This window comes from Mycobacteroides saopaulense, assembly GCF_001456355.1.
GTDB lineage: Bacteria > Actinomycetota > Actinomycetes > Mycobacteriales > Mycobacteriaceae > Mycobacterium > Mycobacterium saopaulense.
The window spans coordinates 1,413,275-1,431,710 of sequence record NZ_CP010271.1; the positions used below are offsets into that span (position 1 = coordinate 1,413,275).

The following is an 18,436-nucleotide window of genomic DNA, read 5'->3' on the forward strand; positions in this document are numbered from 1 at the left end:
GGCGCCAGGTTAACCAAGGGCACCGACATCTGACGGTGAACGGTTACGCTGCGACTGTGCTCCGGGTACGAGGCTTGGTCGCGGTTGTCGCGGCGCTGCTCTGCGCTGCGGGGGTGCCGTCGTGCCGTGTCGGCACCGATTCGCTGGCGCAGTGCAGGAACATCCTCAGTAGCGTCGGTGCCAAGAACTGCGAGTTCACCTCCACTGATGCGCTGGGGCTCCGGTTCGAGAAACGGATTGTTGGTACATCTGCCCGGATTCGCATCTTCACGCGTTCCGGAGTGATGGTTCAAACGGTCAGCCATGCCATCGAGGACTCGCCCGAATCCGGCGTCATGCTGTTGCGAGATTTGGACGGCGACGGCCGCGATGAGCTGCTCCTTTCATTGGACACCGGTGGCGCGCATCCGAATTCGCACTGGGCGCTGTGGCGGACGACGGGTAACTCCACACAGTTCCGTGCGGTGCATGCTCCGCACCTGCGTGATGACGTGATGCATGATGTCGGTGCACTGTTCGGCAGTGACTTCTGGCATGCCGGAGACGGCTTTATCGCGGAGTATGGGACCGGCCCAACACGCAGCTGGCTCACGCGGATCTATCGGTTCGATGGTGACGAGCTTGCGCCGATCGTGTCGGTTCAGAACGATGGAGTTCGGTTGGACGGAAGCATGAGCCCGTGCCAATTGGAGAAGGTGTACGACCTTGCGCGCATCGGTCTCGCAGCCGACGAGGCGCGGGATCATTTCTGCACCAGCACCGAAGAGCGTCAACGGCGCTAGAGATCACCAGGTTCTACGCCTCAACGGTGTTCGGTACCATCATCCGGCATGGGACCCGGGGGGATGCGCAAGCTAGCCATCGCGACAGCCGTTTTGATGATCAACCTGGTCGGATCACTTTGTTTCACTGCGCCGGCGAACGCGGACCCCGCGTTCCCGGACATCGACTCGCTGCCCATGGCCTCGATCAAATATCCCGCGGGCTTCGATCCGACCGACGGGAAACAGTGGCCGATCGAGAACATCTTCTCGCCCGCCGATGGGGTGTATTGCCGGTTACGTCTGCAGGCATGGGGGACCTTCCAAATGCCACCCGCTGATGTCGCCTGCGCGGGTGAGTTACCGGGAATGCCGAACGGCGAGAACATCGCCCGTATTGATATCGGCACCTCAGGCGCCCCTTACGCAAGATTCCTCAAAGGATCTAACTCCTTGGGGGACCTCAATACGTACCCGCACTTTTCTGCCGGGAAACAATTGCAGGTGTTCCTCAATACTCGGAGCATTCTGATGTCGTGCGGTAGCGGCAATGGGGACGATTTCATCTTCGCCTGCCATGCCTGGCAAAGCCTTGGCCAGGCTGACTTCCCTCCGCACGGCTTTGTACTGGCCGCTTCAGGCAGCTGGGTGTTCTGAGGGGAGATGAAGCGCAAGATCGCTTCTGCGCCGCCACGAGATCATCGAGGGCGGTAGATGATCGAGCTGACTTCGATGCACCGCTTCACTATCACCGGGCATGGGGAGGCTGCGATCGTGGATGGGGCGCAACTTGGCGATCGGACAATTTACGAAGGGGACCATGCGCTGATTGATGGCACCGAGTGTGTGATTTGGTACATCGACAGCGCTCCACGAATTCTCGATGTCGAGCCAGGCGTGATCCCCGTAGGCCTCGTGATCGGGAGGCCGGGCGAGGATCCCCCGAGGCCCTACCGCCCGAAACCTGCGTTGCGCAGCGCGTCCGCCATCGAACCCGTCGGACGAGACTCTTCCCGCTGGCGGGAATTCTTGTCGCGGTTCTGGTTCCGGCGACCCTGATTCCGGTCGTCGCGGTTCCTGTCGTCACGGCGGGGAGCGCTGGCCCGTTCGGGGCGCTTGCCCTGCGGTGGATCGTCATTGAGGCGCAGGCTCAGTCCGATCCGCTGGCGTGGGATGTCCACATCGGTGACCTTCACCCGCACCACCTGACCAGACTTGACCACCTCGTGGGGATCGGACACGTACCGATCCGACATCGCCGACACGTGCACGAGGCCGTCTTGATGCACACCGACGTCGACAAACGCGCCGAACGCGGCCACGTTCGTCACGACACCTTCCAGCACCATGCCGACCTTCAGGTCCGACACCTTCTCGACACCGGCCGCGAACGTTGCGGTGGTGAATGCGGGCCGGGGGTCACGCCCGGGCTTCTCCAACTCGCCGAGAATGTCTGTGACGGTGGGTATTCCGAATCGGTCGTCGGCGAAGTCGGCAGGTTTGAGTGAGCGCAGCGAGCGTTCGTTGCCGATCAGCTCGGCGAGCGTGATCCCCGAGCGATCGAGGATCTTGCGGACCACCGGGTAGGACTCGGGATGCACACCGGAGGCATCCAGCGGGTCATCGCCGCCCTGGATACGCAGGAACCCGGCGCACTGCTCAAAGGCCTTGGGACCCAGGCGGGGAACCTCCAACAGGCCCTTGCGGCTACGGAACGCGCCCACCTTCTCGCGGTACGCGACGATGGACTCTGCCAGGGATTCCGTCACCCCGGAGACTCGCGCCAGCAGCGGCACCGAGGCGGTGTTCAGATCGACACCAACGGCATTGACGGCATCTTCGACGACGGCATTGAGGCTGCGCGCGAGGGTGCCCGGAGTGATATCGTGCTGGTACTGCCCAACGCCGATCGACTTGGGCTCGATCTTCACCAACTCGGCCAACGGATCCTGCAGACGTCGCGCGATCGACACCGCGCCCCGCAGCGTCACATCCAAGTCCGGAAGCTCATGTGCGGCATAGGCGGATGCCGAGTACACCGACGCGCCCGCCTCACTCACCATCGCCTTAGTCGGGGCCTTTGCTCCCGCAGCCTTGATATCGGCGATGAGTTCGGCTGCCAGGGCATCGGTTTCGCGCGATGCGGTTCCGTTGCCGACTGCGATCAACTCGACGCCATGGCGGGCGACGAACGCCGCGAGGGTGGCCTTGGCCTCATCCCACTTCTTCTGCGGTTGGTGCGGATAGACCGCGCAGGTGTCCACCACCTTGCCGGTGCCGTCCACCACGGCCACCTTGACGCCGGTCCGGAACCCGGGATCAAGACCGAGCGTGGCGCGGGTACCCGCGGGCGCGGCCAGCAATAGGTCCTTGAGGTTGCGGGCGAAGACGCTGACGGCGTCTTCTTCGGCGCGTTGACGCAGCTTGAGTCGGGCGTCGACGGATGCGGAGAACATGAGCTTGGCGCGCCAGGCGACCCGGACGGTGCCGGCCAACCAGGGCGTCGCCGGGGTCTTGGCGGTCAGGTTCACACCGAGTGACTGCGCGACCATGGCTTCGTAAGGGGCGTCGTCGCCGCAGTCGAAGTTGAGGGCCAGAACCTGTTCCTTCTCGCCACGCATGACGGCGAGCACGCGGTGCGAAGGCATGCTCTCCAGAGGCTCGGAGAACTCGAAGTAGTCACGGTACTTCTGTGCTGCTTCGGTTTTCGCGGCGTCCTCAGACCACGGTGCGGTTCGCAGTGCGCCGTCTGCCCAGAACTTGGTGCGCGTGGCGCCGACAAGCTCAGCGTCCTCTGCCGCACGCTCGATGAGGATGTGGCGGGCGCCGTCGAGCGCGGCATTGGCATCGGCCACGTTCTCGGTGAGGAACTCAGCGGCCACCTCGGTGGGCACCAGGCTCGGGTCCGTCAGCAACCGGTCGGCCAGCGGTTCCAGTCCGGCCTCGCGAGCGATCTGGGCCTTGGTACGACGCTTCGGCTTGTACGGCAGGTAGATGTCTTCGACACGCGCCTTCGTATCGGCAGAGAGCAGCGCCGCCTTCAGGTCATCGGTGAGCTTGCCCTGCTCTTCGATGGAGGACAGCACCGCGGCACGGCGCTCGTCGAGTTCCCGCAGGTACCGCAGCCGTTCTTCCAGTTCGCGCAACTGACCGTCGTCCAGGCTGCCGGTGACTTCCTTGCGGTAACGCGCGATGAACGGGACCGTGGCACCCTCGTCGAGCAGCCGCACGGCGGCCGCGACCTGGGCCTCGGCCACGGCCAGTTCCGCAGCGAGGCGGGCGTTTACAGATTTCACGGTCACGCTCTGAGTCACGCCGAGGGACCCTACCCAATGCGGAGGACAAGCTACGCTCACCGGGTGCGTGTCTGGAGCGTGTTGTGCCTGATCTTCCTGGTCGCGGGGTGTGCGTCACACACGCGGCAGGGGACGCCGACCTCATCGGGCGCGTCCTCGGTAAGTACTTTGAGCCAGACGCCTCCGACGACTTCGACAACGTCGTCGGCACCTGCGCCGGGGCCGGGCGCGTCCGTGGAGTCGGTGACCCGCTGGATCGAGGCGGGCGACCCCGTCGATCCAGAGGAATTCCGCGCGGTCGATCAGGACGGCGCACCGTCGCAGCTGTCCGAAGGTGAGGTGGCGTTCCGCTCACCCGGTGAGCTTGGTCCCCGGATCATCGGGGGATGCATCACGGCGTTCAAGTACAAGGTGCCGCTGTCCTGTCTGCCGGGGATTCGCAATGCGCCGCCCCGTCCTCCCGATCTACCCGGCCAATGGATCTCGGGCTGGGTGAGCTTCGACGGAGCGACCGTCACCCTGGGCAGCCTGCATGGAGACCCCGGGCCGTTCAGCGAGGGAGTGGGCCTGCCGTTGGAACACGGAAAGCGGCTGAAATTCGGTGACTACCAATGCCGATCGGACGCGAAGGGTTTGTACTGCGTGAACTATCCGCATCACTCGGCCGTGCGACTCGGTGACGAGCTCGTGGTTTTCGGGTGCACCAAGCGGGCGATCCCGCCGCGTGGTATCGGAGTGCAGTACGACTGCGGATGAGTGCGGTCAGCCCGTCAGCCTCTGCTCCAGCAAGGCTGCCGTGAAGCGATACAAGGCGAGTAGTGAGATGAAGCCGAACATGAACAAGATGACGCTGCCGACAGACTCGTTGACCGGGTTGAGAAACAGGCCGAACGCGTAGGCGCCGATGACGACGATGGGCGCGGCATCGACCCAGCCGAGCGGACGTTGCTCAGCGCGTGCCAGCGCTTCCCTGCCCAACACGGGCAGGAGCGCGAACGAAATGACGAGCGTGATCAGGAAGCCCCAGATCGCCCAGCCGACAGGTAGTGCCGGATCGCCGAAGAAGGAGTCCGCGGGGGCGAGTGCTTTGGACTTGCCGACCCATTCATAGATGCCGAACTTGGTGCAAAAACCGTTGGCCAGGAATGCGATCCAGGCGTGCAGCATGCCGTACAGCACGCAATGCCATATGACTTGCCATGGTCGTAGGCTGCGCGGGGCGACCACGATCTTTCCGTCGAGTATCACATTGATGATCACGTAAACCGGCCACAGCAGCGCAACCATGCCGACCGGTACCAGCAGGGGAACGCTGCCGATATGTGGGCCCATCATCGGGATGTCGCCATAGCGCAGATCTCCCCAGATGAATCCGCTGTAGCTGATGTTGGCCTGCTCAAACGCCCATTCCACGACGGATGCGATGACGAAGTAGGCCAAAGCCAACTTCACGCCCAGGTGTTTGAGCATGTGCCCGAACACCGCGACCACCAGTGCCAACGAGGTGATGGTCTGGGCGACGACGGGCAGGCCAGCGCCACCGGTGGAGATTCCTGACCACAGCGTCATGACGACCCACACCACGCAGGCGACGCCGAGGGCTACGTCGATGGGATGGGCCCGCCGCGCTTGGCTGTTCGTGCGGTTGTCGGTGCTGGTACTCAATCTGCGCCGTCCTTCGGGGTCTGAATCCGCCATCGACTGGAAAATTATTCTAGAAAAATTCTCTAGTCAAGAGGTGATTCAGTATTCTTCGGTGGTGCCCACTGCCTCGAATGCCGGTGTCGCCCGTCGTCGCGCGATCCTCGACGCAGCGCTTACGTCCTTCCTGAAGAGTGGTGTGGCCGGCGCCACGGTCGAGGCGCTGCACCGCGAATCGGGCGCCAGCGTGGGCAGCATTTATCACTTCTTCGGGAGCAAGGAAGGCGTCGCCGCCGAGTTGTATCTCGAGACACTGCGTGACTATTACGATGCGTATCTTGCGGTGCTGCAAGATAGTTCGGGAGCGCGCGGCGGGATCGAGGGTGCCGTGCGTTTCCACTTGGAATGGGTTGCCGCCCACGAAATGCGGGCTCGGTTCCTATTCCACTGTCGGGAGTTCGAGGTCATCGAGGATTCTCGATCGACCATCACCGCACTGAACGAAGATTTCTACTCCCAAGCCAGTGCGTGGCTGCAACCGCACGTCGAAAAGCGGCGCATCAAGCCCCTGCCGCCCCGGTTATGCCAGGCGTTGTGGATGGGTCCGTGCGTCGAATATGCCCGGCTATGGCTGGCGCGATCGGCCGATTTCGACATGCTGGCCGCAGCGTCTGTTCTCGGGCGGGCGGCGTGGGACGCGGTTAAGGCTTAATCTGCGCGCGATCTGCTACGCCGGTGGTGGCGTCGCGGGGTTCAGCGCGTTCGGGCACAGCTCGCTTTGCAGAATGTCGAGATAGACATTGGGGGCTGGTGCGGGCGCGACGCCGGAACCCACCGGGAACTGCGATCCCACCTCCTCCGGTGGGACACCGTTCTTCAAGTCGCGGCAGGCCTGGTGTCCCGCCTGGACCACGTACGGCTCGGCATCCTTGTGAATGAAGACCCCGGCGGCGCGCAGACTGTCCAGGAACGTGTGGTCGTTTGCCTGCGCAGTACCGACGCCGAACACGCCACCGGCCGACATGCCGGCCGCGGCCATCCCGACGACGATCCTGGTACGGAGCTTGTCCATCCCTAATTCCTTCCAGTCACCAGCATTATTGCCACGGGACAGGGCTTGGCATGGGCGAATTGCGAACACAGCATGTTCACGCGGGCGCTAGTTCAGCCCACCGCCGATGACCAGGATCTCTCCGGTAATCCACGAAGCACGGTCAGAGGCCAGGAATGTCACCGCCGGGGCGATGTCCTCTGGCACACCGATCCGGCCGAGCGGGGTTATGTTCTCGATTTCAGTGCGGAACTCGCGGCTGGAGAAGGCGCTGGATTGCATGCCGTCGGTGACGGTCAACCCGGGATTGACCGAATTCACCCGGATACCCCGCGGGCCCAGCTCCTTGGAGAGGGTACCGGTAATCGCATCCACGGCGCCCTTTGAGGCGGTGTACACCAGCGAGTTTGCCGGGGTGAAGCTGGTGACGCTTGACCCGATGTTGACGATGCTTGAGCCGGAGTGAAGAGCACTGGTGAGCGCTTCGGCGATTGTGATTGCCAGGCCGAAGACGTTCAGGCTGAACTGACGTTGAAGTTCCGCTGCGGTCACCGATTCCACCGCGCCCATCTCATACACCCCTGCGTTGTTGACCAGAATGTCGAGCTTGTCGAACCGGCTTCTGAGTTCACCGAACAGTTCTTCGACACTGGCCGGGGCGGAGATATCGGCCTGGATGGCGAAGGCTTGGCCCCCGGAGTCTTCGATTGACTTCACCACATGGTCTGCGCCGCCCTTGCTCGATGAGTAGTGGACCGCCACGTGCGCTCCCGCGGACGCCAGGTCACGAGCAATGGCCGCTCCGATTCCCTTCGATGCGCCCGTAACGAGTGCCGTCTTGCCTGTCAGAATGCCCATCTTTATCTGTCTTCCCTTTAACCGCAGTATGTTTCGATGACTACTCATGCAGCGTAAGTTTGAGGTCGTGACCTAGGAAGGGTGCGCTGCTCCTACTCGGCCAGGCTTCGGTCGAGGGGTGCGCTGGGTGGGTGTGTTACACCCTGGTTGGGACGAGTCGCCGTGAGTATGTTGAGAAACATGGATCGGCGAAATGAGTTGGGCGACTTTCTGAGAGCGCGCCGGGCTTTGATATCGCCGCGACAGGCGGGGCTGCCGCAGGATGAGCCGCGCCGTGTCTTGGGCCTGCGGCGCCAAGAGGTTGCCGTGCTCGCCGGGGTGAGCGCTGATTACTACACCAGGCTGGAACAAGGGCGGGAGCGCCATCCTTCCGATCAGGTGCTGCGGGCGATTTCGCGGGCGCTGCAACTCGATACGCATGCGGCTGAGCACCTAGCAGTTCTTGCCCGGCCAGCCGGGGGAGCATCCGCCTCCGTCGCTCAGGGCGATCCCAGCGCGGGAGCGATGAGAATCGTCGACAACGTAGTGCATGCGCCGGCATTGGTAGTTGGACCGGCGCTGGACATCTTGACCATGAATGCGCACGCCCGTGCGCTCTACGGCGACTTCTCGCGCGCGGACAACCTGGCGTACATGGTTTTCCTCGACCCCGCGGCCAGGCAGTTCTATCTCGATTGGGACGACGTCGCGCGGGCCACTGCCCGCAATCTGCGTGCGAATTCGGTGACGTTCCGTGACGACCCGCGTGTAGCAGAAGTTGTAGGTGAGTTGACGATTCAGAGTGATGCCTTCACGTTCGTGTGGATGCAGCACGATGTCCGGCCACGAACAAGCGGAACCAAGCGATTCCGTCATAGCCAGGTCGGCGAGATCAGCCTTCAATACGACAATTTCGCGGTCGGCGACGCGCCGGGGCAGCAGCTTCTTGTCTACTCGGGGGACCCGGGCAGTGCCGACTGCGACGGGCTCACGCTGCTGTCCAGGCTTGCTCTGGACCAGGCGTCCGAATAGCAGGAAAAACGTCAAATCCATTCGAGACGAATATTTTTCGTCGTCTCTTGAGTTCAGATTGCGCAGGATAGATTTCGTGACATCACAGCAGACTGCTAGTGCGGGAACACTCACCATCGGTGGCGACATCACCGTCAACAGACTCGGCTACGGCACGATGCAGTTGACCAGCCCCGGCGTGTGGGGTCCTCCGCGAGATCCGGCAGCTGCGGTGCTGTTGCTCAAACGTGTGGCTGAGCTGGGAGTGAATTTCTTGGACACCGCGGATTCCTATGGCCCGCATACTGTCGAAGACTTGATCTGCGAGGCGCTGCACCCGTACTCCCACGATCTGGTGATCGCCACAAAGGTAGGTATCGCGCGTACCGGCCCGGCGGATTGGGGTTGGATCCCGCTCGGGCGGCCCGAGTATCTGCGCCAGCAGACGGAAATGAGCCTGCGGAGGCTGAAACTGGAGCGGATCGACTTGCTTCAGTTGCATCGAGTCGATCCCGTCGTTCCTTTGGAAGACCAGATCGGTGAGCTCAAGCTGTTGAGAGAAGAAGGCAAGATCAGGCATATCGGGCTCTCGGAGGTCTCGGTGAGCCAGTTGGATGCGGCGCGGCAGATCGTGCCCATCGCCTCGGTGCAGAACCTGTTCAATCTCACCGATCGGTCAGCATCTGACGTCGTGGACTACGCCACGTCCTACGGCATTGCCTTCATCCCATACTTTCCACTGGCAACCCAAGGCCTGGATGGTTCCGGTGCCGCTCTGGACGTTGTCGCGCGTGCGCATGGCGCAACTCCGGCGCAGATTGCCTTGGCATGGCTTCTTCGATGCTCTCCGAATGTGCTTCCGATCCCGGGGACTTCGTCGGAAGCGCATCTCGCACAGAACCTGGCCGCTGCAGACATCGCACTCAGTGATTCCGAGTTCGATGCCCTGTCTACGGCTGTCCCGCGGCTCCACGGCGAGCGCACATAGCGGGAGAGTGCAATGCGGATAGGCATTTTCACCACCATCACCGATGAAGGCATGGAACCCGGAGAGCTGGCGGTCGAGATCGAGGCGCGCGGATTCGAGTCGCTTTTTGTCCCCGAGCACACGCACATTCCGGTGACGATCGAAACGATCCATCCCGGCTGGGATGAAATACCCCGCGACTATTGCCGCAGCCTAGATCCGTTCGTAGCGTTGTCCTTTGCGGCGGCTGCGACGAGAGACCTGCGGATCGGTACCGCTGTGGCGCTGCTTGTCCAGCGAGACCCGATCACGTTCGCAAAAGAGTCCGCCACCCTGGATAGAGCATCGGGTGGACGGTTGGAGTTGGGGATCGGTGTCGGATGGTTGCGTGAGGAGATCCGCAATCACGGCACCGATCCGCGCACGCGGGTGGCATTACAGGGTGAGCGAATCCAAGCGGTCCAGAAGATCTGGACGGAAGAGCAAGCCGAGTTCCACGGCAAGTACGTGGCGTTCGACCCGATCCACTCCTGGCCCAAGCCGCTGCAACGACCGCACCCACCGGTGTGGTTAGGCGGCTGGGGCCCATCCACCCACGAACGGGTGCTCGACCATGCCGACGGCTGGATGGCCCCGACAATGCTTGGGGCGGAGGAGCTTCACCAGGGGATCGACGAACTCAATCGGCTGGCGGCGCAACAGGGCAGGGCGCCCGTTCCCGTGACCGCGACCGTCTTGGAGCCGCGGCCCGGCGATATCGAACGCCGCCTCCACTTGGGTGTGCACCGGGTACTGTTGGGCCTGCTGCCGGCTGCGGGCCGCGACACCACCCTGCGCACACTGGATCGCCTTGCCGCACTGATGGCCTAGCGCGCCGGCTGCGGATGTGGTTCCGCCATTAGCCGATCAGACATGGTGGCCGGTGATTACCATGCCAACTGACTCAGCTGGTTCGGGCTAGGGCGGTGCGCATCGTGGACAGAGCGTGGCCCAGATCTGTCGGCGTCGATGCCGCAGAGCTTGCGGAATTGGAGTTTTTCGCAGGCAGCGCGGTCGACGCGCTTAAGCCGCTGGCCGAGTTGCTGTCGCCACTGGACGCGGCCGCCGGGGATGTACTCATGCGTCAGCGCGAGCCGGCCGACTGGTTCTTGCTCCTCGGCTCAGGCGGAGGCGAGATCCGTCATGCGGGAGAAGACGGGGAGTCGGTCGTCGCACATCTGAGACCCGGCACGGTGGTTGGCGAGATCGCGCTTCTGCGTGGGACTGCCCGGTCGGCGACCGTCGTGGCGACCGAGCCATTGCGGGGCTGGGCCGGCGGGTGGGATGCGTTCACCGCCATGCTCGAAATCCCCGGTGCGTCAGAGGCGTTGGTCTGGACCGCGCGTCAGCGGCTGGCCACGTTCGTGACCCCTATTCCGGTGCGGCTGCGTGACGGCACCGAGTTCCACCTGCGGCCCCTTCTTCCCGGCGACAGGCAGCGCCTGGCAAGGCTCTCGCCGCGTACGGTCTATCGCCGGTTCCTGGGAGTTCCCAGTAAGCGGATGATCACCTATCTGTTTGAGCTCGACTACCTCGACCACTTCGCGTGGGCACTTACCGACGGAGCCGACGGCCTCGTTGTGGCCGATGCTCGATTCATCCGGCACGTCGACGAACCCGACAGTGCCGAGTTGGCCTTCACGGTTGGCGATGACTACCAGGGCCGGGGGATCGGAACACTACTGATGGAGGCGTTGGCGGTGTCTGCTCGTGCCGACGGCGTACGTCGATTTACGGCGTCGGTGTTGGCCGACAACTACGCGATGCGCAACATTCTGAATCGGTACGGCGTGCGCTGGGCATCGGATGGACCGGGCGTCGTCGTCACCGCACTCGATGTTCCGCACGTACGGGAGCTGAGTCTTTCTTCGGAGGTGTCCCGAAGGGTTCGTATCGCCACGCGGCAGGTGATTCAGGCGTTGTGCTGATGAGCGGGAAGTGCAGGACTGGCTTAGGACGTCCTTGAGATCAGTCGAGTGCTGTATGAATAGGTTGAAGTCGCAAGGGGGCCAAGGTGGCGCCTGCGTTCAACTTCAAGAGTCATCCCAATACCGACGATGCAGAGGCACTTTGTCGCGAGCTTCACTGGGGTACAACTCTTTGAGCTAGATATTCAGCGTTGCTTACGAGCGTGTTCTGATTATCTCCGTGGATGATGACCAGGTCGTTGCTCTTTGCCTTATTTGGCACTAAGCGAACAGAGTTGCCATCAGACAAGGTGATTTGTTGCAGCACGGAACCAGGTTCGACTTGAGTCCAATTCTCTCCTTCCAGTTTCCAGCTGCTCGGTTTGTACCATTCATCGGACTGACCTGCATCAAAGCATTCTCTGCTGGAGTAGCTCATCATAAGTAAGTCGGATGCTGACCACCACAGTCTTGTAATGGACGATCGTATATCTGGTTTAGGGTTGGGAAGATCGAGATATTTAATATCGCGTGCCTTTATATCAATTTTTCCGACGATACTATTTGCGCACTGGCGAGCGTAGTTTCCGAACGCCGCATACTGGCCGTCAGGGCTGAATTGCGCAGAACCCACCGGGACATCGGTTTTCGCAGAACCAATCGTACGCACATCTTCTGATCCTTCAGCCAGATAGATTCGACTTGACCCTGGCGTCAGCCCGTTCTCCAACCGGGAAAACAGAAAAGTGGAACCATGCGCGGCTATAAGGCGGGGGATGGATGATGGAGCCCCGGCGGGAAGGGGAGGAAAGACGACTGTACGCAGCTTAACCGGGGATGGTGGTGAGGCAGCGAGATCGAGGCTCATTAATTGGTTAGGAGCCTCGAACCAAACTACCGTATTTCCCGCCCCTGCCTTTACCTCCGATGAGGCAATTGGCAGGTGCCTGACCTCTTGATTTTCAATATTTACAGCTACGAGCTCGTAGGGCGATGCGCTTGCTTTCGAGACCGTGTAGACGAAATCTCCACTCTGAGTGAATGCCAGTGAATCTCCAATGGGATTTGTGGGCACTCGAAATGTGACCTTAGTCCCTTTTATTAATCCGATTTCATCTCTACTGGAGTACGCTAATTCGTCCGATACTCGAACGGAGCTTACTGGCGGGGATGGCTGTTCGCATGCCGAGATTGTGCTGGCTGAGATTACCAATGTGACAAGTAATGCAAGTGGGTTGAGCGCTCGCACGAAAGATTCTCTTCTCATGGGATTTGGCTCAGCATCGCGGGGTGAGGTAATCGTACGCCTTTTCGAACGCATCTCGCCGTACCGCCTGTCCGGTCTGCCCGCCATTAATCTGTTGTGTGATCTTGTCAAAGTTTTCCCAGTCGGTGCTAGATTGTACCTGATCTGCGAGGTAGTTCCCATTCGTGTGTTGGGCGTTAATGTATTTATCGCCTTGCTTTGCACTACCGGCACCGCCATCGGTGAAGAACCATCCTGCCACGCGCATTATTGCATGCATGTTTGTCGGATTGCTCAAATAGTCAGGGTTGCTTTCAAACGTACCCGGTGCGAGGTTCAAGAGCTGATCGAAAGCTTGATCTGCATTTCGATAGTTTCCCCGGCCCGTCAGTTGCATCGTCCCGTGGCCGCGATACTTGAAGCCATCGCCAGAAGCTACGTCGCCATTTCCATTTGAGTTGGCATAGTTAGTGTTGAAATAGTCTTGTTCAGCAGCACTACCCTCAGGGTATGGTGAACCTTCAGTGAGATCAGCAAAGGCGGGTCCCACTTCAGCTCGAATCTGTGCCAAGAACGCGGAAATCCGTGAGACCGAATTTATCTCATAGACCCGCATCGCTATCTGCACCGGCGTAGAGACAGATCGGAGCGTTTCGTCGCTGATTTTCGGATAGACCGTACGCATCAGACCGTCGATTCCATAGTCGCTATGGCAAGGCTCGTTTGATTGCCTACTTGGTGTCTGCGCGGGCGTTTCTGGTGATTGTTTTTGTGGTCCTGTTTGTTGGGGTGCGCAGTTGCATTGGAATGCGGGGCTGAATTTGCGGCTTGGTTGTTGGAAGGTGTTTCCGGTGCCGCCGAGGGAGGAGGCGATGAAGCTGCGGAGTTGTTCGAAGATGCCGTAGTACTGGGCTTGTTGTTCGCATTTTTGTTGGAGTTCGCGGTCTTGCTGGTCTTGTTGGTTGTTTTGGTTGGGTTGTGGGGTTTGGGTGGGTTGTTGGTTGCCTTGTTGGGGTTGTTGCCCTTGTTGTGGTGTTTGGTAGTCGGGGTTGGTTTTGCCGGGTCCCTGGGTGTAGGGGGTGGCGGTTTGGTAGTCGGGGATTTGGGTGCCGTGTTGGGGTTGTTGGCCCTGTTGGCCCTGTTGGCTGCTTTGGCTGGTGCCTTGTTGGGGTGCGCCTTGGGTGCCGGTGTTGTAGATGGAGATGCCCGAGTTTTGGTCCAGGGGTGGCTGGTTGATGCCGCCCTGGTAGTCGGGTTGTTGGGGTGGTAGGCCGGGTGGCTGGAATTGGCTGCCGTTCATACCGCCGTCGCCGGGGCCGCCGGTGGGGCCGGTGGGGTCGGCTGCTGCGGTCTGGACGGTGGAGAACCCGCTGCCGGCTGTGGTGTGGTCGCTAGCGATCTTGGCGCCGCTGATGGCGAGGGCGGTGATGGCCACGACTGCTGATGTGCGACGCAAACCTGGCGACATGTGCCACCGATCTTTGATTACCACCCGAAGAAGCCCTCCCACTCACGCCACACACCATCGGATATGTAGCTGACTGCCAGCATCATGACAGAACACACCAGAACATGTCCACATATCTAGAGCATCAACGTGTTTGCTGATAATGCCCACTAGGCGCCATGGCGATGCGGCAGCCGGAGATGACCGCTTCTCACCTGGCAATACCTTGGATCCATGTCGAGCGCTCGGGCTGCGTGAGTCGAAAGTCTGGCTTAGCTACCTCTACGCACCGGCCACCGCTTGGTGCTTCAGCTATCTGCTCTGTGGTCGGGTGCGCCGGAGTGTGGGATTGTCTGCAGCTTCCGCCTAGCTGAAGGGCGGATAAGGGGGCATGTCACTGACGTTTGTGTATGAAATCTGCCCCCACCTGCGAAAAAACTTGCGCCCCCGGCAGGAATCGAACCTGCGACCTAGGGATTAGAAGGCCCTTGCTCTATCCAACTGAGCTACGGAGGCATGTGGCGCTCGCCGCACGGGAGTCTATCGAACCGGTGACGGTGCGGATCGCATCTCGCCATACCCTTGATTGGTGACCACCACGCCCACCGCCAGGAAGACCGATTCGCCGATCTGGACGATCGTCGTGGGTCTGGCGGCACTGGCAGGCCTGGTTGCAGCCATAATCGGCGCACTCTCGTTGACGGACGCCTTGCTCGCGACCGGCCTGCCCAACCCCGGCCCCATCACGTCCTACGGGCTGCCGTTCGTGCGTGCCGCCGCCGAAATCGTCGCCGTCGTCGCCGTCGGCGCGTTCATGCTCGCGGCCTTCTTCGTTCCTCCGCAGGCCAGCGGGGTGCTCGATGTGGACGGATATCGCTCGCTGCGCATCGGCATGGCGGCATCGGCCGCGCTGGCGGTGCTCTCGGCGGTCATGGTGCCGCTGTCGGTGTCCGACGTGTCCGGTCAGCCGGTCAGCGATTTCGGCCCCGGAGAGTTGTGGTCACTCGCGGGTGACATCGAGACGGTGAACGCCTGGCGTTGGATGGCCTTCATCGCTGCCGCCGTCGCGATCGCCAGCCGAGTAGTGCTGCGCTGGTCGTGGACGCCCCTGCTGGTAATCGGATCGGTGGCCTCACTGATGCCGCTCGCGTTGGTGGGGCATTCTGCCACCGGTGGCGCACATGATCTGGGCACCAACAGTCTGATCATCCATCTGGTCTCCGCGGCGCTGTGGGCGGGCGGTTTGGTGGCGCTGTTGATACACGCGCTGCGCGGTGGAGGCTACCTCGACGTGGCCGCACGCCGGTTCTCCACGGTGGCGCTGTGGTGTTACGTCGCGATCGGGCTCAGCGGCATCATCAACGCGCTTATCCGGGTGCAGCTTTCGGACCTGTTCACTACCCGATACGGCTGGCTGCTGATAGGCAAGGCCACCGCGCTGCTGGTGCTGGGGGTGCTGGGGTATCTGCAACGCCGTTCGGCAATAACGGCATTGACCGAGGAACCGCAGAACCGCCGGCCGCTGATTCGGCTTGCCGGGATGGAAGCCGTCATTTTCGCGGTTACCTTCGGCATCGCCGTCGGGCTGGGACGTACCCCGCCACCACCGCCGGTCAACCTCAATCCCTCACCTGTCGAGGTCGCCATCGGCTACAACCTCGATGGCCCGCCGACACCGGGCCGATTGATGTTCGACTGGCGCTTCGATCTCATCTTCGGAACGGCCGCCATCGTTTTCGCGGTCGCCTACCTGGTCGGAGTGCACAGGCTCAAGGCGCGCGGCGACGAATGGCCGGTGGGGCGCACCATCTCCTGGGTATGCGGCTGCGCCTTCTTGCTGATCGCCACCTCATCGGGCGTCGGGCGATACATGCCCGCGATGTTCAGCATGCACATGGTCGCGCACATGATGCTTTCGATGCTGGTGCCCGTGCTCTTGGTCCTCGGTGGCCCCGTGACATTGTTGTTGCGGGTGCTGCCCGCCGCGGGCAAGGGTGATCCACCCGGGCTGCGCGAGTGGGTGCAGATGGCGTTGCACAGCAAGTTCTCTCGCTTCTTGACGCATCCGTTGGTGGCGACGTCGCTGTTCATCGGCGGGTTCTACGGCCTGTATCTCAGCGGGCTTTACGACGCCGCCGTCGACGTGCACGCTGCGCACCTGGCGATGAACCTGCACTTTCTGCTCAGCGGATACCTGTTCTACTGGGTGGTCATCGGCATCGATCCGTCTCCGCGGCGGCTGCCCCCGGTCGCCAAGTTGGGCATCGTGCTGGTCTCACTGCCCCTGCACGCCTTTTTCGGCGTCATTCTGATGGGCACGAAATCCATTCTCGGCGAAAAGTTCTACAGCAATCTCGCGTTGCCCTGGCGGATAGATCTGGCGTCCGATCAGCACATGGGTGGCGCGATCACCTGGGCAACGGGAGAGTTGCCGTTGATGGTGGTGATGATCGCGCTGGTCATCCAGTGGTCGCGCTCCGATGAGCGGCTTGCCCGACGGCAGGACCGTGCCGCAGACCGCGATGACGACGCCGACCTGGCCGCCTACAACGCCATGCTGGCCAAAATGGCCCAGCACGACGAGAAGACGCGCGGCTAGACCGCGCCCGCGGCAATGGCCGCCGGCCAGCTGCCGTGCTCGCTGATGTCGACGCCGGCCCGCGCGGCGGCGCCGTCGCAGCCAAAGCCGGTGCGCCACAACCCGTCATCACACTCGACCTTGCCCAGCAGCATGGGCTCGGGCAGCTGCGCCAGGAAGGTTCCCAACGCGGCGGGGGACAGTCGCCAGATCTCGCCGCCGATGCTCACGCCATCCTCTTCGGAACGGGTAAGGCCGGGCTTGGGTGGTGTGGTGCGTAGTGCCGACATCCGGTACCTGGCGGCGGTGCGCACCGGACCGACCCAGCGTGCCCCCAGATCGGTGAGTTGGAACTCCAGCGGGCCTCCCCTGAGGTGCGCGCCGAACACCGCAAGCTCGTGGGACAGGGTGATTGCTGCAGGCCAAACATCTTGTCCGACAGGTTCTCCGGTCACCAGGGCGGCGATGTCGAAGGCCACCGCGTCATCGAAGGCCCGTGCGATGACCGTCACCCCGAACTGCGCCTCTCCGGCGGTGCCCGCGGGTACCGACACCGCGCACAGGTCGAACAGATTGCAGAAATTGGTGTAGGTCCCCATGGTGGCGTTGACGCCAACAGGGTCCGCGGTCACCTGCTCGATCGTCGGATGCAGCGGTGCGGTGGGCACCAAGAGTGCATCCGCTCCTGCCAGTGAGGTCATGGCTTGCTCGCGCAGGCGTTGTACCTCGGCGCGATCACGAACGAGGCGATGCGCGGGAATATCACGCGCACCCGAAATGATCTGCGCCACAGTGGGGTCAAGCGTGGCCTCCGGATGCGCGTCGATGAATTCGCCCACGGCGGCGTAACGCTCGGTGACCAACGCACCCTCGTACAGCAGTTTTGCTGCGGCCAGGAAGGGCGCCAGGTCAACCTCGACGATGGTTGCTCCGGCCTCCCGAAGGCGTTCGACCGCCGCGTGAAACGCGTTGCGCCACAATTCGTCCAGGGCCGGCAGCTCGCGCGGGACCGCGACGGTGGGCTGCGGCGGCGCGGCCAATCGGGTGTTGGCCGGCCACGTCCGCGGCCCGACCGCGGCACCCATGGCGGCCATCGCGAGGTTGGCGGTGGTCAGGGACGGCGCGAAAATGGTGACACAGTCATAGGATTCGCAGGCCGGGACCACACCTTCGGTGGAGACGACGCCGACCGTCGGTTTGATCCCGACGATGCCCTGTAGTCCCGCGGGCACGCGGCCAGATCCGGCCGTATCGGTACCGATCGCGATATCGGCCTCGCCGGTCGCGACGGCCACGGCGGATCCGGAACTGGAGCCGCCGCTGATGTATTGGGGACGGCGCGAGTCGGATACCGCGCCGTATGGGGAGCGCGTACCGACGAGCCCGGTCGCGAACTGATCGAGGTTGGTCTTGCCGACCACTACGGCGCCCGCCGCACGCAAGGCCGCGACTGCCGGTGCGTCGTGTTCGGGAACGTACGCGTACTCCGGACAAGCAGCGGTGGTGGGCACACCGCCCACGTCCACGTTGTCCTTCACTGCGAGTCGTACACCGGCCAACGGCCCTGATGAGCCCTGCAATTCGGTGGCGATTTCGTTCTCGGGGCGGCGCATGATCCAAACCGTCATGTGAAGCAAGGTACGGGTGGTGGGACG

General features: G+C 62.3%; 16 protein-coding genes and 1 tRNA gene. 9 read left to right on the forward strand and 8 right to left on the reverse strand.

What is annotated here, in order from left to right; genetic code table 11:
- Positions 1 to 56: 56 nt before the first annotated feature.
- Positions 57 to 782: a hypothetical protein gene (locus MYCSP_RS07065; protein ID WP_088415494.1), complete on the forward strand. Its 726-nt coding sequence runs from the start codon at positions 57 to 59 to the stop codon at positions 780 to 782.
- A 63-nt stretch (positions 783 to 845) separates the two neighbouring features.
- Positions 846 to 1,418 (forward strand): hypothetical protein, encoded by a 573-nt coding sequence (locus MYCSP_RS07070; protein ID WP_088413469.1) that lies wholly within the window; start codon positions 846 to 848, stop codon positions 1,416 to 1,418.
- Positions 1,419 to 1,711: 293 nt separating this feature from the next.
- Here MYCSP_RS07070 and MYCSP_RS07075 read toward each other — a convergent pair whose 3' ends face one another.
- Positions 1,712 to 4,018, reverse strand: coding sequence for a Tex family protein (locus tag MYCSP_RS07075; RefSeq protein WP_235629551.1), 2,307 nt, complete (start codon positions 4,016 to 4,018; stop codon positions 1,712 to 1,714).
- 102 nt (positions 4,019 to 4,120) lie between these two features.
- Here MYCSP_RS07075 and MYCSP_RS07080 point away from each other — a divergent pair, with 102 nt between their 5' ends.
- Positions 4,121 to 4,813 carry a hypothetical protein gene (locus MYCSP_RS07080; RefSeq protein ID WP_088413471.1) on the forward strand — a complete coding sequence of 231 codons (693 nt, stop codon included), beginning with the start codon at positions 4,121 to 4,123 and terminating at the stop codon, positions 4,811 to 4,813.
- 6 nt (positions 4,814 to 4,819) lie between these two features.
- Here MYCSP_RS07080 and MYCSP_RS07085 read toward each other — a convergent pair whose 3' ends face one another.
- Positions 4,820 to 5,722 (reverse strand): hypothetical protein, encoded by a 903-nt coding sequence (locus MYCSP_RS07085; RefSeq protein WP_088415496.1) that lies wholly within the window; start codon positions 5,720 to 5,722, stop codon positions 4,820 to 4,822.
- A 73-nt stretch (positions 5,723 to 5,795) separates the two neighbouring features.
- Between MYCSP_RS07085 and MYCSP_RS07090 the strand changes: the two genes are divergently transcribed.
- The gene (locus tag MYCSP_RS07090; RefSeq protein ID WP_088413472.1) at positions 5,796 to 6,410 is read left to right on the forward strand and encodes a TetR/AcrR family transcriptional regulator; all 615 of its coding nucleotides are present in this window, start codon (positions 5,796 to 5,798) and stop codon (positions 6,408 to 6,410) included.
- Between the two features lie 15 nt (positions 6,411 to 6,425).
- Here the strand turns inward: MYCSP_RS07090 and MYCSP_RS07095 are convergent, their stop codons facing one another.
- Both MYCSP_RS07095 and MYCSP_RS07100 read right to left on the reverse strand, forming a co-directional pair.
- Positions 6,426 to 6,770 (reverse strand): DUF732 domain-containing protein, encoded by a 345-nt coding sequence (locus tag MYCSP_RS07095; RefSeq protein ID WP_088413473.1) that lies wholly within the window; start codon positions 6,768 to 6,770, stop codon positions 6,426 to 6,428.
- Positions 6,771 to 6,857: 87 nt separating this feature from the next.
- The gene (locus MYCSP_RS07100; protein ID WP_088413474.1) at positions 6,858 to 7,607 is read right to left on the reverse strand and encodes an SDR family NAD(P)-dependent oxidoreductase; all 750 of its coding nucleotides are present in this window, start codon (positions 7,605 to 7,607) and stop codon (positions 6,858 to 6,860) included.
- Positions 7,608 to 7,787: 180 nt separating this feature from the next.
- On the opposite strand from MYCSP_RS07100, the gene MYCSP_RS07105 reads away from it, so the two are divergent.
- The 4 genes from MYCSP_RS07105 to MYCSP_RS07120 all read left to right on the forward strand — a co-directional run bounded on the left by MYCSP_RS07105 (position 7,788) and on the right by MYCSP_RS07120 (position 11,531).
- Positions 7,788 to 8,618, forward strand: a complete 831-nt coding sequence (locus MYCSP_RS07105) for a helix-turn-helix transcriptional regulator (protein WP_088415497.1) — start codon at positions 7,788 to 7,790, stop codon at positions 8,616 to 8,618.
- A 76-nt stretch (positions 8,619 to 8,694) separates the two neighbouring features.
- Positions 8,695 to 9,585 carry an aldo/keto reductase gene (locus MYCSP_RS07110; RefSeq protein WP_209435430.1) on the forward strand — a complete coding sequence of 297 codons (891 nt, stop codon included), beginning with the start codon at positions 8,695 to 8,697 and terminating at the stop codon, positions 9,583 to 9,585.
- Positions 9,586 to 9,597: 12 nt separating this feature from the next.
- Complete coding sequence (locus MYCSP_RS07115) at positions 9,598 to 10,434, forward strand: LLM class F420-dependent oxidoreductase (RefSeq protein WP_088413475.1); 837 nt, start codon at positions 9,598 to 9,600, stop codon at positions 10,432 to 10,434.
- Positions 10,435 to 10,529: 95 nt separating this feature from the next.
- Positions 10,530 to 11,531 (forward strand): GNAT family N-acetyltransferase, encoded by a 1,002-nt coding sequence (locus MYCSP_RS07120; RefSeq protein ID WP_088413476.1) that lies wholly within the window; start codon positions 10,530 to 10,532, stop codon positions 11,529 to 11,531.
- 154 nt (positions 11,532 to 11,685) lie between these two features.
- Here MYCSP_RS07120 and MYCSP_RS23060 read toward each other — a convergent pair whose 3' ends face one another.
- The 3 genes from MYCSP_RS23060 to MYCSP_RS07130 all read right to left on the reverse strand — a co-directional run bounded on the left by MYCSP_RS23060 (position 11,686) and on the right by MYCSP_RS07130 (position 14,719).
- Positions 11,686 to 12,585: a hypothetical protein gene (locus tag MYCSP_RS23060; protein WP_157886160.1), complete on the reverse strand. Its 900-nt coding sequence runs from the start codon at positions 12,583 to 12,585 to the stop codon at positions 11,686 to 11,688.
- A gap of 202 nt (positions 12,586 to 12,787) precedes the next feature.
- Positions 12,788 to 14,224 carry a glycoside hydrolase family 19 protein gene (locus MYCSP_RS07125; protein ID WP_235629529.1) on the reverse strand — a complete coding sequence of 479 codons (1,437 nt, stop codon included), beginning with the start codon at positions 14,222 to 14,224 and terminating at the stop codon, positions 12,788 to 12,790.
- A gap of 421 nt (positions 14,225 to 14,645) precedes the next feature.
- A tRNA-Arg gene (locus MYCSP_RS07130) sits at positions 14,646 to 14,719 on the reverse strand.
- A 73-nt stretch (positions 14,720 to 14,792) separates the two neighbouring features.
- Here MYCSP_RS07130 and MYCSP_RS07135 point away from each other — a divergent pair.
- Positions 14,793 to 16,802, forward strand: coding sequence for a cytochrome c oxidase assembly protein (locus tag MYCSP_RS07135; protein ID WP_088413477.1), 2,010 nt, complete (start codon positions 14,793 to 14,795; stop codon positions 16,800 to 16,802).
- On the opposite strand, the gene atzF is transcribed toward MYCSP_RS07135, so the two are convergent.
- Positions 16,799 to 18,409 carry an allophanate hydrolase gene (gene atzF, locus MYCSP_RS07140; RefSeq protein WP_162266213.1) on the reverse strand — a complete coding sequence of 537 codons (1,611 nt, stop codon included), beginning with the start codon at positions 18,407 to 18,409 and terminating at the stop codon, positions 16,799 to 16,801. The genes MYCSP_RS07135 and atzF overlap by 4 nt on opposite strands.
- Between the last annotated feature and the right edge of the window lie 27 nt (positions 18,410 to 18,436).